Source organism: Achromobacter agilis, from assembly GCF_900496965.1.
Taxonomy (GTDB): domain Bacteria; phylum Pseudomonadota; class Gammaproteobacteria; order Burkholderiales; family Burkholderiaceae_B; genus Achromobacter; species Achromobacter agilis.
Genome location: NZ_UFQB01000014.1, coordinates 1 through 19,674, shown reverse-complemented (window position 1 = coordinate 19,674; position 19,674 = coordinate 1). Strand labels below are relative to the sequence as shown.

Sequence of the window (19,674 nt, the reverse complement as noted above, 5' to 3'; positions counted from 1 at the left end):
CAAGACGTGGACGTCGTCTGGACAAATCGATTTCACCTGGCGATATCGCCCCGAAACCCGCGCCAAATCTAGGTTTAGCATAAATACAACAGCAAAAATGACGGCCGGAACCCCGTTGTTTTCCGGCCGCTTGCGGCTTAGCGCAGCATGCCCGCCGCGGCGGTCTGGTGCGTGGCCTCATCGATCAGGATGAACGATCCGGTGGCCGGCACATCGGCATAGCGATCGACCGCGAGGGCGTCCCGCGTCGTGAACGTCACGCGTCCGATGTCGTTCATGCGCAGCGTGCCTTCGGTGTTCTCCACTTCCTGCAGTTCATGGATGTCCCGATGCGACAGCACCGCGCGTACCTTCGCGGACGTCAATCGCGTGCCGGACTTCAGCAGATACTTGCGCGCCGGATTGAGCGCCTGCGCATCCAGCCAGCACAGCTCGGCCTCGAACTCGCGCGCAACCTGCGCCGGCGCGGACGCGTGCACGATGACATCGCCACGCGACACGTCCACGTCGCGATCCAGTACCAGCGTGATCGAATCGCCCGCCTGCGCTTCGTCCAGCGCGCGATCGAACGACCGCACCTCACGCACGATGGCCGTCACGCCGGAAGGCTGCACCGTGACGCCATCGCCCGGACGCAGCACGCCGCTGGCCACGCGTCCGGCGTATCCGCGGAAGTCCTCCTTGCGATCGCCGTCGTGGCGCGACACCCACTGCACCGGAAAACGCAGCGGCGCGCTGCGGCCATCGCTGGCAAGATCCAGCGATTCCAGCAAGGCCAGCAGCGGCTGTCCGCCGTACCACGGCGTTTCCGGCGACAGCGTCACGACGTTGTCGCCGTTCAACGCGGACAGCGGCAGCGCGTCGAAATGATCGATGCCGAGCTTGCCGGCCAGGTCGGCATAGGCATCGCGGATGCGTTCGAACACGGCGCGGTCCCAGTCCACCAGGTCCATCTTGTTGACCGCCACCACGATATGGCGGATGCCCAGCAGGCGCGCGATCGTGCTGTGGCGCTTGGTCTGCGGCAGCAGCTTGCCGTCGGCCGCCCGTGTGGCGTCGATCAGGATGACGGCCACGTCCGCTGTCGAGGCGCCCGTCACCATGTTGCGCGTGTACTGTTCATGGCCTGGCGCGTCGGCGATGATGAACTTGCGCGTGGGCGTGGAAAAGTAGCGGTAGGCCACGTCGATGGTGATGCCCTGCTCGCGCTCGGCCTCCAGGCCGTCGGTCAGCAGCGAGAAGTCGATGCCGTCGCCCGCCACTCGCTTGTGCTTGGCGCGCGAGATCGCGTCCAGCTGGTCGGCGAACACGCCCTTGCTGTCGTACAGCAGGCGGCCGATCAGGGTGGATTTTCCGTCGTCCACGGAACCCGCGGTGATCAGGCGCAACACGCCCGTGTCGGCGCCAGAGAGAAAAGAATCGTTCAGTGCGTTCATGTGCGTCCCTTGCCGCCGGCAGGCGCCGGCGTCTTGTGCGATCAGAAATAGCCTTCCTTCTTGCGGCGCTCCATCGAGGCCTCGGAAGTCTGGTCGTCCATGCGCGTGGCGCCGCGCTCGGTAATGTCGGTCACCGCGGTCTCGGCGATGATGGCCAGTGTGTCGGCGGCGTCGGAGGCCACCGGGCAGGTGCAGGAGATGTCGCCCACCGTGCGGAAGCGCACCGGCAGGCGTTCGACCTGCTCGCCGTCCTGCGGCGGCGTCAGCCGCGTGACGGGCACCAGGAGCCCCTTGCGGCGCACTACCTCGCGCTCATGGCTGAAGTAGATCGAGGGCAGCGCCAGCCGCTCACGCTGGATGTACTGCCAGACGTCCAGCTCCGTCCAGTTGGAGATCGGGAAGACGCGCATGTTCTCGCCGCGATGCACGCGGGTATTGAACAGGCTCCACAGTTCGGGGCGCTGAGCCTTGGGATCCCATTGGCCGAATTCGTCCCGGAACGAAAAAATGCGTTCCTTGGCGCGCGCCTTTTCCTCGTCGCGCCGCGCGCCCCCGATGCAGGCATCGAAACCGAACTCCTCGATAGCCTCCAGCAGCGTCACGGCCTGGGCGGCGTTGCGCGAATCGGTTTCACGGCGCAACACCACGCTGCCCCGCGCGATCGAGTCCTCGACGCTGCGCACGATCAGGGTTTCGCCCAGCTCGGCCGCGCGCTTGTCGCGGAAGGCGATCACTTCGTCGAAGTTGTGCCCGGTATCGATGTGCATCAGCGGGAAAGGAAAGCGGCCTGGCCGGAAGGCCTTCTCGGCCAGGCGCAGCAGCACCACGGAATCCTTGCCGCCCGAGAACAGCAGGACGGGCTTTTCGCTTTCCGCGGCGACCTCGCGCAGGATGAATATCGCTTCCGATTCCAGCCAATCCAGGTGGCTGCGTTGGATGACGGCAGACATGATTACTCCACTAAGACAGATTTCGAATTCATGGGCGGCCTCATTCGACGCGCGCCACGACGGGGATGACCCGGTTGCCCGCATGCAGGCCGCACTCCTTGGAGTCCGAGGACTCCCACCACCAGCGCCCCGCCCTCAGGTCCTCGCCCGGGCGGATGGCGCGCGTACAAGGCTCGCATCCGATGGAGGGATAGCCTTGGTCATGCAACGGGTTGTAGGGAATGCCCAGCGCGCGAATGACGGACCAGACCTCTTCCTCGTCCCATTCGGCCAGGGGATTGAACTTGTAGAGGCCGAAGGCGGCGTCGTCTTCTTCGAACGGCAGTTCGCCGCGGGTCGTCGACTGCGACCGGCGCTGCCCGGTGATCCAGGCACCGCGTCCGGCCAGCGCGCGCTTGAGCGGCGCGACCTTGCGGATCTGGCAACAGGCGCGGCGCAGCGCCACGCTCTCGTAGAAGGCATAAGCGCCATGCTCGGCGACGTGGCGCTCGACCGCCCCGGCATCGGGCCGGTACACGGTCACCTCGCGCCCGTAGCGTTCGCGCACCGCGTCCAGTACGCCCAGCGTCTCGGCATGCAGCCGGCCCGTGTCCAGCGTGAACACCTCCAGGTCCGAGCCGCCGGCATACAGCGCATGCGTCAGAAGCATGTCCTCGGCGGCCAGCGACGACGCCAGCGCGGCATCGGGGTAGCGCCGCCGGATGTCGGCCAGGCGCTCGTTCAGTTCGTGCCAGCGGACGGCGAGCGCCGCATCGAGTTGGGGGGAAAGTTCGGTCGTCGTCATGCTTGCACCGCAAAGATGCGCGCCCGCCGCGGGCGCGCAAGGAGGATTTCGCCGTCGCGCAGGCCCAGCTCCCGGTACAAGGACTCGGGCACCTCGGCTTCGAGAAGCGAGGACGAATCTTCCCGGGTGAGTTCCAGGTATGCGCTAGGGCCGGCCAGGTAGGCATGCGCCAGGCGCACCGGAATGCCGTCGGCGCCGGCGCGATAGCGTTCAATGTCGAATTCATGCGGCCGCACGTAGGCGGTGGCCCGCTGGCCGTCGGCCTGCGCCAGCTCGGGCGCGGGCAGCGACAGCCCCGCGCCGTTCCAGACACCGCGCGTGGCCACGCCCTGCAGCTGGTTCACGTCGCCCAGGAAGCCGTAGACGAAAGGCGTGGCCGGACCTTCCCAGACATCGCGCGGCGTGCCCACCTGCTCGATGCGGCCCGCGTTCATCAGCACCACGCGGTCGGACACCTCCAGCGCTTCCTCCTGGTCATGCGTCACGAACACGCTGGCCACGTGCAGTTCGTCGTGCAGCCGCCGCAGCCAGCGCCGCAGCTCCTTGCGCACCTTGGCGTCCAGCGCGCCGAACGGCTCGTCCAGCAGCAGCACCCTGGGCTCCACGGCCAGGGCGCGCGCCAGGGCGATGCGCTGGCGCTGGCCGCCGGACAGCTGCGCTGGATAGCGGTCCGCCAGCCAGTCCAGCTGCACCAGGCCCAGCAGGTCATGCACCTTGCGCTGGATCCGGTCTTCGGGCGGCCGCTGCGAACGATGCTTGACCCGCAGGCCGAAGGCCACGTTCTCGAACACCGTCATGTGCTTGAAGAGCGCGTAGTGCTGGAACACGAAACCGACCTGGCGCTGGCGCACGTCCACGGCGGTGGCGTCCTCGCCGGCGAACAGCACGTTGCCGGAATCGGCCGACTCCAGGCCGGCGATGATGCGCAGCAGCGTGGTCTTGCCGCAGCCCGACGGCCCCAGCAGCGCCACCAGTTCACCCGTCTCGATATGCAGCGAAACGTCATTGAGCGCGCGGAATTCGCCGAAACGCTTGGACAGATTGCGGACTTCGATACTCATGCTTGTCTCCGTCTTTACTGGGCGCGTCAGGCGACGGCCGGCTTGATGGCGGCCGCCTGGCCGGGATATTCGACCGGCAGGTCGGCGGCTTGCTGGAAGCGCGCATTGCGCCACTCGACGACGTTCTTGGCCACCAGCGTTACCAGCGCCAGCAAAGCCAGCAACGACGCCACGGCGAACGCCGCGGCATACTGGTATTCGTTGTAGAGAATCTCGACGTGCAGGGTCATCGTATTGGTCAGCCCCCGGATCTGCCCGGACACCACCGACACCGCCCCGAACTCGCCCATGGCCCGCGCGTTGCACAGAATGGCGCCGTACAGCAGACCCCACTTGATGTTCGGCAGCGTCACGCGCCAGAAGATCTGCCAGCCGCTGGCGCCCAGCGTCAGCGCGGCCTGCTCCTCTTCGCTGCCCTGCGCCTGCATCAGGGGAATCAGCTCGCGCGCGACGAAAGGAAACGTCACGAACAGCGACGCCAGGACGATGCCGGGCACGGCATAGACGATCTTGATGTCGTGGTCCTGGAGCCAACCGCCGAACCAGCCCTGCGTGCCGAACAGCAGCACGAACACCAGACCGGCCACCACGGGAGACACCGAGAACGGCAGGTCGATCAGGGTGATCAGGAATTGTTTGCCGCGGAACTGGAACTTGGTGACGGCCCAGGCGGCGGCCACCCCGAACACCAGGTTCAGCGGCAGCGCGATGGCCGCCACCAGCAGCGTCAGGCGGATCGCGGCCAGCGCGTCGGGTTCGACGATGGCGGCCAGGTACAGTTGCCAACCCTTCTTGAAGGCCTCGGCGAACACGGCAGCCAGAGGCACCAGCAGGAACAGCGCCAGGAATGCCAGCGCAACGGCAAGCAGCGCGCCGCGCACCCAGCGCGGCTCGGTCAGATGGGCGGGACGGTCCTGCGCGCTCATGCGAGCCTCCCAAGATTGCGGCGCGACTGCCAGCCCTGCAGCAGGTTGATGACGAGCAGCAGCGCGAACGACAGCAACAGCATGACCGTGGCGATCGCGGCGGCGCCCGCGTAGTCGAATTCTTCCAGCTTGGCGATGATCAGCAGCGGCGTGATCTCGGACACCATGGGCATATTGCCCGCGATGAACACCACCGATCCGTATTCGCCCACCGCGCGCGCGAAGGCCAACGCGAAACCCGTCATCAGGGCGGGCAGGATGATCGGCAGCAGCACGCGGCGGATGGTTTGCCAGCGGTTGGCGCCCAGGCTGGCGGCCGCTTCTTCGATCTCGCGCTCCACGTCCTCCAGCACCGGCTGCACCGTACGCACCACGAAAGGCACGCCGATGAAGATCAGCGCGATCACGATGCCCAGCGGCGTAAACGCCACTTTCCAGCCGAACCAGTCGGCCAGCGGCGCGCCCAGCCACCCCTTCTCGGAATACAACGCGGTCAGCGCAATCCCCGCCACCGCCGTGGGCAGCGCGAACGGCAGGTCGACCAGCGCATCCAGGATCTTCTTGCCGGGGAAGCGGTAGCGCACCAGCACCCAGGCGACGATGGTGCCGAACACCAGGTTCACCAGCGCCGCCGCCAGCGAGGCGCCGAAGGTGAGCCGGTACGAGGCCACGACGCGCGGCGAGGCCACCGTGTCCCAGAAGCCCTGCCACCCCAGCCCCGCGCTCTTGATAGGCAGGGCGGCCAGCGGGATGAGCACGAGCACGCTCAGGTACAGCACGGCGTAGCCCATCGAGATGCCGAACCCGGGCAGCACGCCCGGGCTGTTGCGGCGAAAGGCAAAAGGCGCTTGCGCGCCGCTTGCCGCGGGGTTCGAGGCTGAAGTCATGGCCGTCGTTCCGATTGTTATGGAGTTACTTCTTCTGCGGCAGGTAGATCTGGTCGAACGTGCCGCCGTCGCTGAAGTGGTCCTTCTGCGCCTTGCGCCAGCCGCCGAAAATCTTGTCGTCGATGGTCACGAGCTTGACCTTCGGGAACTTGCTTTCGTACTTGGCGGCCACGGCCTTGTCGATGGGCCGGTAGTAGTTCTTGGCGATGATTTCCTGGGCTACCGGCGTGTAGAGGAATTCCAGGTAGGCCTGCGCGGCCGCGCGGGTCCCCTTCTTGTCCACGACCTTGTCGACGACGGCGACCGGCGGTTCGGCCAGGATGGACAGCGACGGCACCACGATGTCGAACTTGTCCGGACCCAGTTCTTCCTGCGCCAGGAAAGCTTCGTTTTCCCAGGCCAGCAGCACGTCGCCCACGCCGCGTTCCACGAACGTGGTGGTGGCGCCGCGCGCCCCGGTGTCCAGCACCGGCACATGCTTGAGGAGGTCGCCCACGAAGGCGCGGGCCTTGTCCTCGCTGCCGCCGTTCTTCTCCAGCGCGTAGGCCCAGGCGGCCAGGTAGTTCCAGCGCGCGCCGCCCGAGGTCTTCGGATTGGGCGTAATGACCTGCACGCCATCCTTCACCAGATCGTCCCAGTCCTTGATCTGCTTGGGATTGCCCTTGCGCACCAGGAACACGATGGTGGAGGTATAGGGCGAGCTGTTCTGCGGCAGGCGGGCCTGCCAGTCCGCGGGCAGCAGCCCCCGGTCGGAGATGGCGTCGATGTCGTACGCCAGGGCCAGGGTCACCACATCGGCCTCCAGGCCGTCGATGACGGAACGCGCCTGGCGGCCCGACCCGCCGTGCGACTGGCGGATGGTCAGTTCGACGTTCGCCTTTTCCTTGTATTGCTTGGCGAACGCGTCGTCGATGGCGCGATAGAGTTCACGGGTCGGATCGTACGAAACATTCAGCAGCGTCTGCTTCTGCTGGGCCTGCGCGGGCGCGATCGCGGCCAACGACATCGTGACTGCGGCCAAGGCGGCCAGCCAACCGGCTTTCCTGAAAGACATCCCTGCTCCCTGTGTTTGGCAATGTGGGAGCAAGTTTGCGGGCAGCCCGATCTGAACGGAACGAATCATTATTTGATTGCTCATCGCTCTCAGGCATATAGGACTGCTGTCCCAGCAATAGGAAAGTCCACCCTTACCGCCAAGGCATCTTCCGCCCCAGGACGGCCCATGCGAAAAAAAACGCCGCATCCCATAGAGGAATGCGGCGGTTCGGGTGGCATGCGGGGCCTGCCCCGCGAATTCCGAATTTACTTATTCGGCTGAGGCGTAATGCGCAGGTAGGGACGCACGGCCTTGTAGCCCTTCGGGAACTTCTGCTTGATCACGGCTTCGTCCTGCAGGGACGGAACGATGATCACGTCGTCGCCGTCCTCCCAGTTCACCGGCGTGGCCACGCTGTGGCTATCGGTCAACTGCAGCGAATCGATGACGCGCAGGATCTCGTTGAAGTTGCGGCCGGTGCTGGCCGGATACGTGATGGTCAGGCGCACCTTCTTGTTGGGATCGATGATGAACACCGAACGCACGGTCAGCGTTGCGTTGGCGTTCGGGTGGATCATGTCGTACAGCTCGGAGACCTTGCGGTCTTTGTCGGACAGGATCGGGAAGTTCACCTTGGTGGACTGCGTATCGTTGATGTCGTCGATCCAGCGCGTGTGCGAATCGGTGTCGTCCACCGACAGCGCCAGCACCTTTACGTTGCGCTTGGCGAATTCGTCGGCCAGTTTGGCGGTATAGCCCAGCTCGGTGGTGCAGACCGGTGTGAAATCGGCCGGATGCGAAAACAGGACACCCCAGCTGTTACCCAGATACTCATGGAAGCGTATCGGCCCAGCCGAGGATTCCTGTTCGAAATCGGGGGCGGTATCGCCCAGGCGTAGTTGACTCATGATGTCTCCTGTGTGCGGATTCAGGTTGGGAAGGCCCGGCTGCCCACCGGGGCGGGCAGCGCTGGAAGTCGTCTCTTGGCGGAATTTACCGCCTGGGAAACGATTCTTCCATCAAACCTTTAGCCGGGGAAATACGCAAGACATATAACCTTATGCAATATCCAGACTGGCGCCACAGGCGTCCGCCACGACGCCGGACCGGACAGCGGCCGACAGGGCCAGCGAGCGCGGCAGGATATGCGCGGCGTAGAACAACCCGGTGGCGACCTTCGAGGCGTGGAATGGATCGGTGGACCCGGCGGCGATATGGCGGCGGCAGGCCAACACGGCGCGCGCCATCTGCCATCCGCCATGAACCACGCCGGCCAGCATCAAGTAGGGAACGCTGCTGGAATAGGCCGCCCGGACATTGGCCGCCAATTGCTCCAGGATGAACGCCACGCCGGCCTCATACGCCTGGATGGCGCCGTCCAGGTTGTCGCGCAGCAGGCGTAATCCGTCGCGCTCGCCCGCCGCCGCGCTCGACGCCTCGGCCTCGACGGCGCGCAGCGTTTCGCGCATCGCCGCGATGGCGGCATGGGCGGTGGCGCCGCCGTCGCGCTGCGTCTTGCGGCCGACCAGATCGTTGGCCTGGATGGCGGTGGTGCCCTCATAGATGGGCAGGATGCGCGCGTCGCGGTAAAACTGCGCCGCGCCGGCTTCTTCGATGAATCCCATGCCGCCGTGCACCTGGATGCCCAGCGACGCGACCTCGACCGCGTTCTCGGTCGAGAAACCCTTGACGATGGGCACCAGGTATTCGTAGAAGGCGCGGTTACGGGCGCGCTGTTCCGGGTCCGGGTGATGCGTACCCTTGTCGTGGGCGGCCGCGGCCACATAGGAAACGGCGCGCGCCGCCTCCGTCAACGCCTTCATCGTCATCAGCATGCGCTGCACGTCCGGATGGCGCACGATGGCCACGGCCCCCGCGGAACCTTCCACGGCCCGGCCCTGCACGCGCTCGCGCGCGTAGGCCAGGGCGTGCTGGTATGCGCGCTCGGACACCCCGATGCCCTGCTGCCCCACTGAATAGCGGGCGGCGTTCATCATGATGAACATATATTCCAGGCCGCGATTCTGCTCGCCGACCAGGTAGCCGATGGCGCCCTCGCCCACGTCGCCCTTGCCGGAACCGTACAGCAGCACCGCCGTGGGGCTGCCGTGGATGCCCAGCTTGTGTTCCAGAGAGGCGCACCAGACGTCGTTGCGCTTGCCCAGGCTGCCGTCCGCCTGAACCAGGAACTTGGGCACGATGAAGAGCGAGATGCCCTTCACCCCCGCAGGCGCGTCCGGCGTGCGCGCCAACACCAGGTGGATGATGTTCTCGGCCAGGTCGTGCTCGCCGTAGGTGATGAAGATCTTCTGGCCGGTCAGCCGGTAGCTGCCGTCGTCCTGCTTCACGGCGCGCGTCGCCACCTGCGCCAGATCCGAGCCGGCTTGCGGCTCGGTGAGGTTCATCGTGCCCGTCCATTTGCCACCGATCAGGTTGGGCACGTATTGCTTGCGCTGCGCGTCCGAGCCGACCGTCAGGACGGCTTCGATCACGCCGTCGGTCAACATCGGACACAGCGAGAACGCTAGGCTGGCCGCCTGGATGTTCTCGCCCGGAGCGGCCGCCACCAGCTTGGGCAGCCCCTGCCCGCCCCATACCGCCGGATGCTGCAGGCCTTGCCAGCCGCCTGCCGCGTAGTCCTTGAAACCCTGCGCATACCCCGGCGTGGCGCTAACCTGACCGTCCTTCCAGACGGGCGGCTGCGTATCGCCCGGCACGTTCAGCGGCGCGACCGCCTGCTCGACGAAGCGGCCGTTTTCTTCCAGGATGGCATCCACCAGGTCTGGCGTCACCTCTTCGAAGCCGGGCAGTTTCAGGACGTCATCGAGTCCGGCCAGTTCCTTCAAGGCGAAGCGGAAGTCCTGCAATGGGGTTGCGTAGGGCATGGTGTCTCCATCAATTGGCGGTATCTAGGCTTTCTTTGGCCAATCTTAAACCCTTGCCTCCCTCTTTGCGGGCGAATGCGCCAAACGCTTCCAGCGACGCGGACGGCGTCACTTCCTCGTAGCCCGCCGCCATGCCTTGCTGCACATCGGCAAGCGCGAGCACTTCATTGCTGGCCTTGAACAGCGTATCCAGCACCTCCGGCGGCGTGCCCTTGGGTGCGAAGACGCCCCACCAGTTGGAGAGGTCATAGCCGGGCACCGTCTGCGAAATGGGCGGGTACGGCAGCAGCCGCGAGGGCTGGCCGGACGTTACCGCCAGCGCCACCACCTTGCCGGTGTCGATGACCGCCTTGGCGGACGGGGCCGTCGCAAACGAGACGTCGGTATCGCCCGCGGCGACGGATTGCGCCGCAGCCGCGCCCCCCTTGAATGGAATGTGCATCAGCTTCACGCCGGCGAGCGTCATGAATTCGACTGCCGCCAAATGGGTGATGACGCCGTTGCCGGATGACGCCACATTGATGGTTCCCGGCTTGCGCTTGGCCCGGTCGATGAGATCCTGTACGCCTTTCAGCCCCAGCTTCGCGTTCGCGATCAGGACCATGGGACCGGTGGTGAGCTGCGCCACGGGCACGAAGTTGTCCGGCGTGTAATCCACCTTGTACAGGGCGCTGTCGCTGCCCATGACGCTGGAGTTACCCAGGTACAGCGTATAGCCGTCGGCGGCGGCGCGCGCCGCGAGGCTGGCGCCGATCGTCGAGCCGGCGCCGGGCCGGTTCTCGATCACGACCGGCTGCTTGAGCTGCCTGGCCAGCGCATTGGCATAGACACGGCCCACCTGGTCCGCCCCCCCGCCTGGCGGGAATCCGATCACCAGCGTCAGGGGTTTGGCCGGATAGGGGGCGGCGGCATGCGCGCCGCCGGGCATCGCGGACAACGAGGCAACAGCGGCGAACAATGCGCCGCATGCGGCAATAGTGGGTTTCATCGAGGTCTCCTTTAATGGATTCGGAGCCGCTTGTGGCGCGGCCCTCCGTTCATGCGCCAGCCGCGTCAGCGGCCGGTGAAATTCGGCGCTCGCTTTTCCTTCCAGGCCCTTGCGCCTTCGGCCAGATCCTCGGACTGCTCGGATCGCAACACCGCCTGCTCGATGCCGGCATGGTCGATTTCCCCGCGTGCGATGCGGTTTAGCTGCGCCTTCACGCCGAACAGCGGTATCGGCGCCATCGCCACGATCTGCGCGCTCAGCGCATCCAGCCGGTCCTGCAGGCGGTCCGCCGGCACCAGTTCGGTCAGGAATCCGATGCGCAGCATCTCGTCGGCCTGGATGCGCTCCGCGGTCAGGAACAGGCGCTTGGCCTGGGCCAGCCCCAGCCGCGTCACATAGCGCGACATGCCGCCCGGATAGAAATGCAGGCCGAGGCGCGTGGCCGGCATGAACATGTCGGCCTGCGGCGTGCCGATGCGGAAATCGCAGGCCAGGCACAGATCGGTGCCGCCGCCATAGGCGCCCCCCTGGACCACCGCGATCGTCACCGGCCTCGCCGCCTCGATCAGATCCATCGTCTGGCCGAAATACAGCGAGCTTGGCGCGGTCTCCGACGCCAGCGACGAAATGTCGTAGCCGCTGCAGAAATACTTGCCCTCGGACAGGATGCGCAGCACGCGCACGGCGTCGTTCGCGTTCACTGCGTCCAGATGCTCCCTGAGGACGTCCAGGTCCTGCGGACCGAGCCGGTTGGCCTGGCCGGGCCTGCGCAGGCGGAGGGTTGCGACGTGGCCGTCCACGGACAGGCTGGGCGTATCGGAGTCGGCGGTCATGCGGCGGCCTCCGCTTGATGCGCCACGCCGTCGGCCAGCAGGCGGTCGATCTCGGCGTCCGCCATGCCATAGCGCGCGAAGACTTCGCGCGTATGCTGGCCGAACACGGGCGGAGCGCGATGGCTGGCCGTTTCCGTGCCGTCCAAGCCCAGCGGCAGGCCCACTTGCCGCAATTCGCCCAGCACCGGATGGTTCAACGACCGCACCAGCCCGCAGGCCTGCACCTGGGGATCGGCGAACACGTCTTCCAGGGTATTGATCGGGCCCGCGGGAATGCCGCCTTCGATCATCAGCGCGGTCCATTCCATGCGCGTCTTGCGCTTGAGCCCTTGCTCCAGCTCCAGCTTCAATTCATAGCGGTGCTGCATGCGCTCGGCATTCGTGAGGAACCGCGCGTCGGCCACCAGGCGGGAGAGCCCGAGAATGCCGCAGAGCTTGACCCACATCGCCTGGGTGGCCGGCGCCAGGTTGAGCGGCCCGTCGGCGGTTTCGAACGTGCCATAGGGCGCGATGACGGGATGCACATTGCCGCAAGGCTCGGGCACCTCGCGCTTGCTCAGATAGCGCTGGCCCTGCACGCTGAGCAGCGCCATGAGGCCTGCCAGCAGCGAGGTTTCCACATGCTGCCCGCGCCCGGTGGCGGCGCGCTGCGCGACGGCCGACAGGATGCCGATGACCAGCCACATTCCCGCCGTCAGGTCGCCAATGGCGACGCCCACCCGCGTTGGCCCCGACTCCGCGGTGCCCGTCAGGCTCATGAAGCCGGAATAGCCCTGCGCGACCTGGTCGAAGCCCGCCCAGTCGCGCGCCGGCCCTTTGCTGCCGAAGCCCGAAATCGACGCCATGATCAGGCCGGGATGCGCCTGCGCCAGCGATGCGTACCCCAGGCCCATCGCGTCCATCGTGCCCACTTTGAAGTTTTCGACCACGATGTCGGATGCCAGGGCCATCCTGCGAAGCAGCGCCAGCCCTTCCGGCTTGCGGAAGTCGATGCCGATGCCTTGCTTGCTGCGGTTGGCGCTAAGATAATAAACGCTTATATCATCATCGAACGGCCCCCACTGCCGCGCCATTTCGCCGGCCGGCATGGGTTCCACCTTGACGACCTCCGCGCCCAAGTCCCCAAGAATCATTGTGCAGAAAGGCCCGGAAAGCGCCCGCGTCAGATCCAGCACCTTCAGCCCGGCCAATGGCAGACTCATTTCGTCGTCCTCCTCTGAGTTGAAGCCCATTCTAGGCAGCGCCTCAGAGGCGTAGAAAATACTATTTTCCGATCCTTCAATAAGATTTTCTTATTCCATGAATCTGCGTCAGCTCAAATACTTCGTGCGCGTGGTGGAAATGCAGAACATGACCCGCGCCGCCGAAAGCCTGCACGTGGCGCAGCCCGCGCTCAGCCAGCAGATGTCCCTGCTGGAGGAAAACCTCGGGGTCGCGCTGCTGTTGCGCGGCGCCAAGGGCGTGCAGCCCACGGCGGAGGGCCTGTTGCTGTACCGGCATGCGCAAACCATCCTGCGCCAGGTCGACAGCACCCGCAGCCTGCTGTCCAGGACGGCGGACCAGGTCACCGGCACCGTATCCATCGGGCTGGCTTCCAGCACCGCCCGCATGCTGGCGTTGCCGCTCATGCGCCGCGCCAAGGCGGAACTGCCCTCGGTCGTGCTGGAAATCGTCGACGTGCCCAGCGCGGACCTGACCAAGCTGGTCCTGCAGGGCCGCATCGATTTTTCCCTCTCTCCGGACCAGCAGTCCATGCAGGGCCTGCAGCGCACGCCGCTCCTGCGGGAAAGCCTGTTCCTGTTGGCTCACGCCAGCGTCGCGCTGCCGCGCCGCACCCTGGGCATCGCGGATTTCGCCGCGCTGCCGCTGGTCCTGCCCAGCCTGCCCAATACACTGCGCGCGCGCCTGGACCACGCCTTCCTGACGGCCGGCCTGACCTGCAATCTGTTTGCCGAGGCCAGCACCTCGGCGATCCTGATCCCAGCCGTGCGCAACGCGATGGCGGCCACGATCTTGCCCTGCTCCGCGGCGCAGCCCGAGATCGCGGAAGGATCGATCGTGGCGCACGCGCTTGACGACGCCCTGTCTCGCGAACTGGTGCTGTGCGCCAGCGAGAGCCTGCCACAGTCGCTGGCGGTCAGCCAAGTCATCGCGATGTGCAAAGACGAAATAAAACGCCTGATCAACGATCAGGCGTGGCAGGGGTGCACACTGCTGGAGCCGGGCCGACGCTAGCTCAGGTGATGCGCCAACGACACAATGATCGGCCCCAGGACCGGCAGCAGCACGTTGGCGATGGCATACGTCACGGTGTAGCCCAACAGTGGCACCGAACTGCCGCTGGCCCCCAGGATGGCGCTGATAGCGGGCGTGCTGACGTGCTGGCCCGCGATCGCCCCCACCAGCAAGGGGCCTTCTATCTTCAGGATCTTGTGGCCCAACCAGAGCGACAGGCAGGCAGGCCCGAGCGACACGAGCAAGCCGATCACGGGCAGCACCGCGCCGTGCTCGCGGATCAGCGACACGGCCTCCGGCCCCGCCGACAGGCCGACGCAAGCCACGAAAATCGCCAGGCCCAGGTCTTTGAGCAGTTGCACGGCATGATCGGGCATGTGGCCCAGCGAGGGCCGCTTGGCGTTGATCCAGCCGCAGACCAGCCCGCTGACTAGCGCCCCGCCGCCGCTGCCCAGCGATACCGGAATGCCCCAGAGCCTTGCGCTCAGGCTGCCGATCATGAGCCCCGCCAGGATGCCGAAGGAGAGGAACACCAGATCCGTAACGCCGCTGCGTCGCAGCTCGTTGCCCAGGGCCGCGCCGGCCTCCGAAAGTTCGGGCTCGGCCCCCACCAGCGTGACCAGGTCGCCATACTGCACCACGGTGGAATGCGTGATCGGCAGCGAATGGCCCGAGCGCACGATGGACTGCAGGAAGACGCCCCGGGCGCGCTGGGCGCGCGGCCGCTTGGCCAGTTCGCCGACGGTATGCCCATTGACGGCCTTCTTGTTGACGATGACGGCGAGTTCGCTCAGCAGCAGATCGTCGGCATGCCCTTCCGGCAGCTGGATTTCAGGGCCGACCACGGACCCGGCGCGCAGCGCGAACCGCCGCATCCCCAGCACCACCACGATATCGCCCACGGCCAGCAGGTCGTCGGGTGCTGCGTCGACCGCTTCCCCATTGCGCAGGATGCGGCTGATGACGGTGCGCCCGCCCAGCTGCGACTCCACCTCGGCCACGCTTATGCCGCCGGCGTCCTTGACTACGTGCGCGCGGCCAACGAGCCGCGGTAGCGTGGGCATGTTGGACTCGTCGCCTTCGCCCGCCGTCACGCCCAGCTTTTCCTCCAGCGCCTTGGAGGCCTGGCGCAAATTGATGCGCAACAGCGCCGGCGCGATCTGGCTGGTGAAGAACACGATGCTGATCAGGCCCACCAGGTAGGTCAGCGTGTAGGCCGTGGCGATATTGGCCTCCATGCGCTTGACGTCGGCGTCGGCCAGTCCCAGGTGCTTGAGCGCTTCGGCTGCCGTGCCCACCACGGCGGACTCGGTTGCCGCGCCCGCCGCCAGCCCGGCGGCCGTGCCGGCGTCCAGGCCGAACATCGGCACCGCGGTCAGCACGATCGCGAGCACCAGCAAGGCCTCGATGATGGGCAGCAGGATGTACCGCAGGCTGGAGCGGTTCAGGTTGGCGAAGAACTGCGGGCCGCCTGAATACCCCATCGCGAAAATGAACAGGGCGAACGCAACCTCCTTCAGGTCGCCGCCGATCTGGCACCCCGTCTGGCCGATCAGCAGGGCGACGATGAGCGTTCCACACACCCCGCCCAGCTGGATCGGCCCGGCCTTGAGCTTGCCGATCAGGTATCCCAATCCCACCGTCACGAACAGCACTGCGATGGGGACGCTATTGAAAAACCCGACGCTGCAAGTCATGTCGTCATATCGCCCTGGAGGTTTGCTACTTGCCGGCGGCGCCCTTCTTGGCGGACTTGGCAGCCGAATCTGCCTTCTTGACCGCCTGCTTCACCGCCTTCCGGGCCCCGCTGACGCCGGCCTTCTTGCCGGCCGCCGAGCGCTTGGCGGCCGAGGCCTTGACCTTCTGGCCCTTGCCCGCCGTTGGGCCCGAACGCACCAGTTCCGAGTGCTTCCAGGCCTCGACGTACTCGGTTGCGGCTTCGACCATGTACTTGCCGATCTTGGCATAGTCGCTGTCGTCCAGGTTGGCCAGCGAAATCCGGATCGACCAGGGCGGACCGCCGAAGCCGCCGCCATCCATCAGCACCACGCCGGATTTCTCGGCCAGGCGGAACAGGAAGTCGACGGGCTCGTAGTTGCTGACCATGTACTTGCAGAAGCCCTCTCCGTACATGACCTTGGCCCAGACCATGAAGTCCAGCTCCACGTAGTACCAGCCGCGCATCGGATCTTCCGGCGGCATCGGGATGCCCAGGCCCTGCCACAGGGCGTCGCGCCGGCGCCGCACGATTTCCATGGTCAGGTGCTTGTAGGCGTCCTTCAGGTCCAGCAGATGCGACAGCGCGAAAAAGCCCATCTGGACCTGCTGCGGCAGCGACAGGCCGGCGGTGTGGTTCAGCGCCACGTTGCGGCTGTCAGCGACCATCCGGTCGATGAACTTGATCTTTTCGGGCTCCATCGTCAGGGCGCCGTAGCGCTTGTTCAGCCGCTTCTTCCACGACACAGGCAGCTCGGCGATGCGGCGGTCCATCGTGTTCGTCTCGTGGGTCGCGATCACGCCCAGGCGCCAGCCCGTGCAGCCGAAATTCTTCGAGAAGGAGTACACGCAAATCGTGTTGTGCGGCACCTCCGCCATCAGCGAGCGGAAGTTCGGAACGAAAGTGCCGTACACGTCGTCGGTCACCAGCACCAGGTCCGGATTCTTGCGGATCAGGCGCACGATCTGCTTCATTTCCACCGGGCTGAACGCCACGGACGGCGGGTTGCTGGGATTCACCGTGACCGCCAGCTTGATCTTGGGGTTCTCCAGCTTGGCGATTTCCGAAGCCGGATAGTGCCAGTCGTGCGTGCCGTCGGCCCGCATGCTGTTGGCGTTGATCGCCACGATCTTGAATTGGAAGCGCTCGAGGTGCGCGATTTCGATGTAGGGCGTGAACGTGGGCAGGAACAGCGCGATGGTGTCGCCCTGCTTCAGCAGGCCGTTCTGCAACAGCGAATCGAAGATGTAGCACATGGCCGCCGTGCCGCCCTCGACCGGAAACAGGTCGAACTTGCCCTTGGGCGGGCGGCCGTCGCACATTTCCTTGATCAGGTAGTCATGCACGACCTGTTCGATGTGCACCAGGGCGCGCGGCGGCACCGGATAGTGATCGCCGATGATGCTGTCGGTCAGTTCGTGGATCCATTCGTCCGGGTCGAAGCCTTTGACCTTCACGCCGTACTCCAGCACGCCCGCGAGGAAGCCATGACCCTCTTCGCCCTTGTGCTTGGAGAGGAACTTGCGCAGCCGGGCCGCGCACCCCTTCTTGGCTGGCATGCCTGCCAGGATGACCTGGTCGTGCACCCGGCGCGCCTCTTTCATCGCGAACCTGCCCAGCAGGAAAAATGCGTCGCGCGGTTCGGTGGCGATCCAGTTCGGATTGCCGCGGCCCGCATTCAACATGGTCGACGCGGACGTTTGCTGGTTGTCCTTGGCCAGCGTGATCAGATAGTCCTTCAATTCGAAGGGCGAAAGCTGCTCGAGGTCTCGCTGGTGCGACCGGGTCGTTTTCAGGGCCGAGGCCAGGCTGACGGTGAGAGGCGCGGTGGAAGCCATTGTTCAGTACTCCTGGTTGCGTTGTGACAGGCGCTTGCCGAGACGGCGGACGCAGGCGCCCGCCGTCGTTCTTGTGCTGTCCGCAGGCCTGCGGGCCCGCGGGCGGCCCGCTAGGTCATGAGCATGACGATGACAATCCCCCAGATGATGAGCAGGGTATTGCCGATCGCGTAAGGCACTGTGTAGCCCAGGGCGGGCACCTGGCTTTTCGCCGTTTCGGTGATCTGCCCGATGGCGGCCGTCGTGGTGCGGGCGCCTGCGCAGACGCCCAGCGCAATGGCGGGGTGGAACTTGAAAACATAGCGGGCGATGTACACGCCCAGGATCATGGGCACGCTGGTGGCGATCACGCCCGCGACGAAGAGCTTCGCCCCCAGTTGCTGGAAGCCCTGGACGAAGCCCGGCCCCGACGAAATCCCGACCACCGCCACGAAGGCGGTCAGCCCGACCGATGTCAGGAACCAGTGCACCGGCTCCGGCACGCGTCCGAAGGTCGGATGCACGGAACGCAGGTAGCCGAAGATCAGGCCGGCGATCAGCGAGCCTCCCGACGTAGACAGCGTGATAGGAACGCCGCCCACGGTCAGCACCAGGGAGCCGAACAGCCCGCCCAACAGGATGCCGAAGCCCACGAACACCATGTCGGTCTGGTCGGTGGCGCGATCCACGTAGCCCACCTTGCCGACCGCCCGTTCCACGTCGCGCTTGGCGCCCAGCAGGAACAGCCGGTCGCCGCGGTCCAGTTTCAGGCCCCAGTTGACGGGCATTTCATGGCCGCCGCGCACGACCTTGCGCAGGAAGACACCGCGGCCCAATTCGCGCACGGCCTCGCTTTCGGCGATTTCCTGCACCGTCTTGCCGGCGATGTTCTTGTTGGTCAGCACCACCTCGACGATCTCGGCGGGCAGATTGATCACGTCGCGATCCTCGACCTCGCCGCCGATGATACCTGGCGCCTGCGTGACCAGGGCGTCGTGCCTGCCGGTCACCCCGAGCACGTCGCCGGCCTGGAGCACGGTCTTGGAATCGCAGTCCAGGATCTGGTCGCTCCGGCGGATGCGTTCGACGAAGACCCGGGCCTCGACGAAGCGTGCCTCCAGATCGCTCACTGTCTTGCCCACGAACTCCGGGCGGTCCAGCTTATAGGCGCGGGCCGTGAACTTGCGGTAGCCCGACAGTTCCATCGAGTCGGCGCCGCCGGACATCTTCGCCTCGTAATCCTTGCACTCTTTCACGATGTCCACGCGCATCAGCTTCGGGCCGAGCGAAGCCAGGATCCAGGCGCTGCCCACGGTGCCGAAGATGTAGCAGACGGCATAGGCCACCGGGATGCTGTCGATCCATTGCTTCTTGGTCGCCGCATCGACGTTCAGGCCGTTGATCGTGTCGGTCGCCACGCCCATCACGGCGGAGATAGTCTGCGCACCGGACAGCAGCCCCGCGCCGGTGCCCGCATCAAAGCCGAAGGCGACCGCCGTGCCCCATGTGACCAGCAGGCAGATGACGCAAATGATGACCGCGAAGATGACCTGGGGAAGGCCATCGCTTTTCATGCCGCGGAAGAATTGAGGGCCGACGCCGTAGCCGAGCCCAAAAAGAAAAAGCAGGAAGAAAACCTGCTTGACGATCGGAGCGATCGTGATGTTCAGTTGCCCGACCAGCACGCCTACCAGCAGCGTACCGGTGACCGCTCCCAGGTTGAATCCAAATAGCTTCTTGGCGCCTATCCAATATCCTAAGCCCAAGGTCAGGAATATCGCGAGTTCCGGATACTTTCGCAGAGTGTCAAAGAACCATTCCATCCCGAATCTCCTTCGTTATGTACAGGCCGAGCACTTGCGCGAAACGAGCTGCGCGCGAAACACATTATCAGAAACTTTGCAGAAATCAAAAGATTTGCTGCATCGAAATCGAATGAGTCTCGCTGGCTGTCTCCAAAAACGAAAAGGCCCGCCAGCGCGGACGCTGGCGGGCCTTCGGCAAAGCAGCCTTTGCGGGCTTACAGTGCGTTGGTCAGTTCAGGCACGACCTGGAACAGATCGCCGACCAGGCCATAATCGGCCACGCCGAAGATCGGGGCTTCCGGATCCTTGTTGAT

The 19,674-nt window shown here is 65.6% G+C and carries 16 protein-coding genes and 1 pseudogene; 1 reads left to right on the top strand and 16 read right to left on the bottom strand.

Annotated elements, in window-relative coordinates; all coding sequences use genetic code 11:
- Nucleotides 1–137 precede the first annotated feature (137 nt).
- The 12 genes from AGI3411_RS16930 to AGI3411_RS16875 all read right to left on the bottom strand — a co-directional run bounded on the left by AGI3411_RS16930 (nucleotide 138) and on the right by AGI3411_RS16875 (nucleotide 12,988).
- Entirely contained in the window at nucleotides 138–1,436 is a 1,299-nt protein-coding gene (locus AGI3411_RS16930) for a sulfate adenylyltransferase subunit 1 (RefSeq protein WP_129528537.1), read from the bottom strand.
- Nucleotides 1,437–1,477: 41 nt separating this feature from the next.
- Nucleotides 1,478–2,386 carry a sulfate adenylyltransferase subunit CysD gene (gene cysD / locus AGI3411_RS16925; protein WP_129528536.1) on the bottom strand — a complete coding sequence of 303 codons (909 nt, stop codon included), beginning with the start codon at nucleotides 2,384–2,386 and terminating at the stop codon, nucleotides 1,478–1,480.
- A 40-nt stretch (nucleotides 2,387–2,426) separates the two neighbouring features.
- The gene (locus tag AGI3411_RS16920) at nucleotides 2,427–3,170 is read right to left on the bottom strand and encodes a phosphoadenylyl-sulfate reductase (RefSeq protein WP_129528535.1); all 744 of its coding nucleotides are present in this window, start codon (nucleotides 3,168–3,170) and stop codon (nucleotides 2,427–2,429) included.
- On the bottom strand, nucleotides 3,167–4,231 hold the full coding sequence (locus AGI3411_RS16915; RefSeq protein WP_129528534.1) for a sulfate/molybdate ABC transporter ATP-binding protein: 1,065 nt from the start codon (nucleotides 4,229–4,231) through the stop codon (nucleotides 3,167–3,169). Before AGI3411_RS16915 ends, AGI3411_RS16920 begins: the two co-directional genes overlap by 4 nt.
- Before the next feature lie 26 nt (nucleotides 4,232–4,257).
- A complete protein-coding gene (gene cysW, locus AGI3411_RS16910) occupies nucleotides 4,258–5,157 on the bottom strand; it encodes a sulfate ABC transporter permease subunit CysW (RefSeq protein WP_129528533.1) in 900 nt (299 codons plus the stop codon).
- Nucleotides 5,154–6,044 (bottom strand): sulfate ABC transporter permease subunit CysT, encoded by an 891-nt coding sequence (gene cysT, locus AGI3411_RS16905; RefSeq protein WP_129528532.1) that lies wholly within the window; start codon nucleotides 6,042–6,044, stop codon nucleotides 5,154–5,156. The genes cysW and cysT overlap by 4 nt, the downstream gene beginning before the upstream one ends.
- Before the next feature lie 25 nt (nucleotides 6,045–6,069).
- Nucleotides 6,070–7,098 (bottom strand): sulfate ABC transporter substrate-binding protein, encoded by a 1,029-nt coding sequence (locus tag AGI3411_RS16900; protein ID WP_129528531.1) that lies wholly within the window; start codon nucleotides 7,096–7,098, stop codon nucleotides 6,070–6,072.
- A 248-nt stretch (nucleotides 7,099–7,346) separates the two neighbouring features.
- Complete coding sequence (locus tag AGI3411_RS16895) at nucleotides 7,347–7,988, bottom strand: peroxiredoxin (RefSeq protein WP_043543063.1); 642 nt, start codon at nucleotides 7,986–7,988, stop codon at nucleotides 7,347–7,349.
- Nucleotides 7,989–8,138: 150 nt separating this feature from the next.
- Nucleotides 8,139–9,965, bottom strand: a complete 1,827-nt coding sequence (locus tag AGI3411_RS16890) for an acyl-CoA dehydrogenase (RefSeq protein WP_129528530.1) — start codon at nucleotides 9,963–9,965, stop codon at nucleotides 8,139–8,141.
- Between the two features lie 10 nt (nucleotides 9,966–9,975).
- Nucleotides 9,976–10,953, bottom strand: coding sequence for a tripartite tricarboxylate transporter substrate-binding protein (locus tag AGI3411_RS16885; RefSeq protein WP_129528529.1), 978 nt, complete (start codon nucleotides 10,951–10,953; stop codon nucleotides 9,976–9,978).
- Between the two features lie 65 nt (nucleotides 10,954–11,018).
- Nucleotides 11,019–11,786 (bottom strand): enoyl-CoA hydratase/isomerase family protein, encoded by a 768-nt coding sequence (locus AGI3411_RS16880; protein ID WP_129528528.1) that lies wholly within the window; start codon nucleotides 11,784–11,786, stop codon nucleotides 11,019–11,021.
- On the bottom strand, nucleotides 11,783–12,988 hold the full coding sequence (locus tag AGI3411_RS16875; RefSeq protein ID WP_129528527.1) for a CaiB/BaiF CoA transferase family protein: 1,206 nt from the start codon (nucleotides 12,986–12,988) through the stop codon (nucleotides 11,783–11,785). The genes AGI3411_RS16880 and AGI3411_RS16875 overlap by 4 nt, the downstream gene beginning before the upstream one ends.
- A 97-nt stretch (nucleotides 12,989–13,085) precedes the next feature.
- Here AGI3411_RS16875 and AGI3411_RS16870 point away from each other — a divergent pair, with 97 nt between their 5' ends.
- Entirely contained in the window at nucleotides 13,086–14,021 is a 936-nt protein-coding gene (locus AGI3411_RS16870) for a LysR substrate-binding domain-containing protein (RefSeq protein WP_129528526.1), read from the top strand.
- On the opposite strand, the gene aspT (AGI3411_RS16865) is transcribed toward AGI3411_RS16870, so the two are convergent.
- The 4 genes and pseudogenes from aspT (AGI3411_RS16865) to AGI3411_RS16850 all read right to left on the bottom strand — a co-directional run.
- Entirely contained in the window at nucleotides 14,018–15,718 is a 1,701-nt protein-coding gene (gene aspT / locus AGI3411_RS16865) for an aspartate-alanine antiporter (RefSeq protein WP_129528525.1), read from the bottom strand. The genes AGI3411_RS16870 and aspT (AGI3411_RS16865) overlap by 4 nt on opposite strands.
- A 25-nt stretch (nucleotides 15,719–15,743) precedes the next feature.
- Nucleotides 15,744–17,576, bottom strand: a complete 1,833-nt coding sequence (locus tag AGI3411_RS16860) for a bifunctional aspartate transaminase/aspartate 4-decarboxylase (protein WP_129528524.1) — start codon at nucleotides 17,574–17,576, stop codon at nucleotides 15,744–15,746.
- A 110-nt stretch (nucleotides 17,577–17,686) separates the two neighbouring features.
- A complete protein-coding gene (gene aspT, locus AGI3411_RS16855; protein WP_129528523.1) occupies nucleotides 17,687–19,378 on the bottom strand; it encodes an aspartate-alanine antiporter in 1,692 nt (563 codons plus the stop codon).
- Nucleotides 19,379–19,575: 197 nt separating this feature from the next.
- Nucleotides 19,576–19,674, bottom strand: a pseudogene (locus AGI3411_RS16850) (electron transfer flavoprotein subunit alpha/FixB family protein); the annotation flags it as partial.

Excerpts from the sequence above, each read along its gene's own strand:
- AGI3411_RS16930 (WP_129528537.1), bottom strand. The coding sequence starts at position 1,436 with ATGAACGCACTGAACGATTCTTTTCTCTCTGGCGCCGACACGGGCGTG.
- cysD (WP_129528536.1), bottom strand. The coding sequence starts at position 2,386 with ATGTCTGCCGTCATCCAACGCAGCCACCTGGATTGGCTGGAATCGGAA.
- AGI3411_RS16920 (WP_129528535.1), bottom strand. The coding sequence starts at position 3,170 with ATGACGACGACCGAACTTTCCCCCCAACTCGATGCGGCGCTCGCCGTC.
- AGI3411_RS16915 (WP_129528534.1), bottom strand. The coding sequence starts at position 4,231 with ATGAGTATCGAAGTCCGCAATCTGTCCAAGCGTTTCGGCGAATTCCGC.
- cysW (WP_129528533.1), bottom strand. The coding sequence starts at position 5,157 with ATGAGCGCGCAGGACCGTCCCGCCCATCTGACCGAGCCGCGCTGGGTG.
- cysT (WP_129528532.1), bottom strand. The coding sequence starts at position 6,044 with ATGACTTCAGCCTCGAACCCCGCGGCAAGCGGCGCGCAAGCGCCTTTT.
- AGI3411_RS16900 (WP_129528531.1), bottom strand. The coding sequence starts at position 7,098 with ATGTCTTTCAGGAAAGCCGGTTGGCTGGCCGCCTTGGCCGCAGTCACG.
- AGI3411_RS16895 (WP_043543063.1), bottom strand. The coding sequence starts at position 7,988 with ATGAGTCAACTACGCCTGGGCGATACCGCCCCCGATTTCGAACAGGAA.
- AGI3411_RS16890 (WP_129528530.1), bottom strand. The coding sequence starts at position 9,965 with ATGCCCTACGCAACCCCATTGCAGGACTTCCGCTTCGCCTTGAAGGAA.
- AGI3411_RS16885 (WP_129528529.1), bottom strand. The coding sequence starts at position 10,953 with ATGAAACCCACTATTGCCGCATGCGGCGCATTGTTCGCCGCTGTTGCC.
- AGI3411_RS16880 (WP_129528528.1), bottom strand. The coding sequence starts at position 11,786 with ATGACCGCCGACTCCGATACGCCCAGCCTGTCCGTGGACGGCCACGTC.
- AGI3411_RS16875 (WP_129528527.1), bottom strand. The coding sequence starts at position 12,988 with ATGAGTCTGCCATTGGCCGGGCTGAAGGTGCTGGATCTGACGCGGGCG.
- AGI3411_RS16870 (WP_129528526.1), top strand. The coding sequence starts at position 13,086 with ATGAATCTGCGTCAGCTCAAATACTTCGTGCGCGTGGTGGAAATGCAG.
- aspT (WP_129528525.1), bottom strand. The coding sequence starts at position 15,718 with ATGACTTGCAGCGTCGGGTTTTTCAATAGCGTCCCCATCGCAGTGCTG.
- AGI3411_RS16860 (WP_129528524.1), bottom strand. The coding sequence starts at position 17,576 with ATGGCTTCCACCGCGCCTCTCACCGTCAGCCTGGCCTCGGCCCTGAAA.
- aspT (WP_129528523.1), bottom strand. The coding sequence starts at position 19,378 with ATGGAATGGTTCTTTGACACTCTGCGAAAGTATCCGGAACTCGCGATA.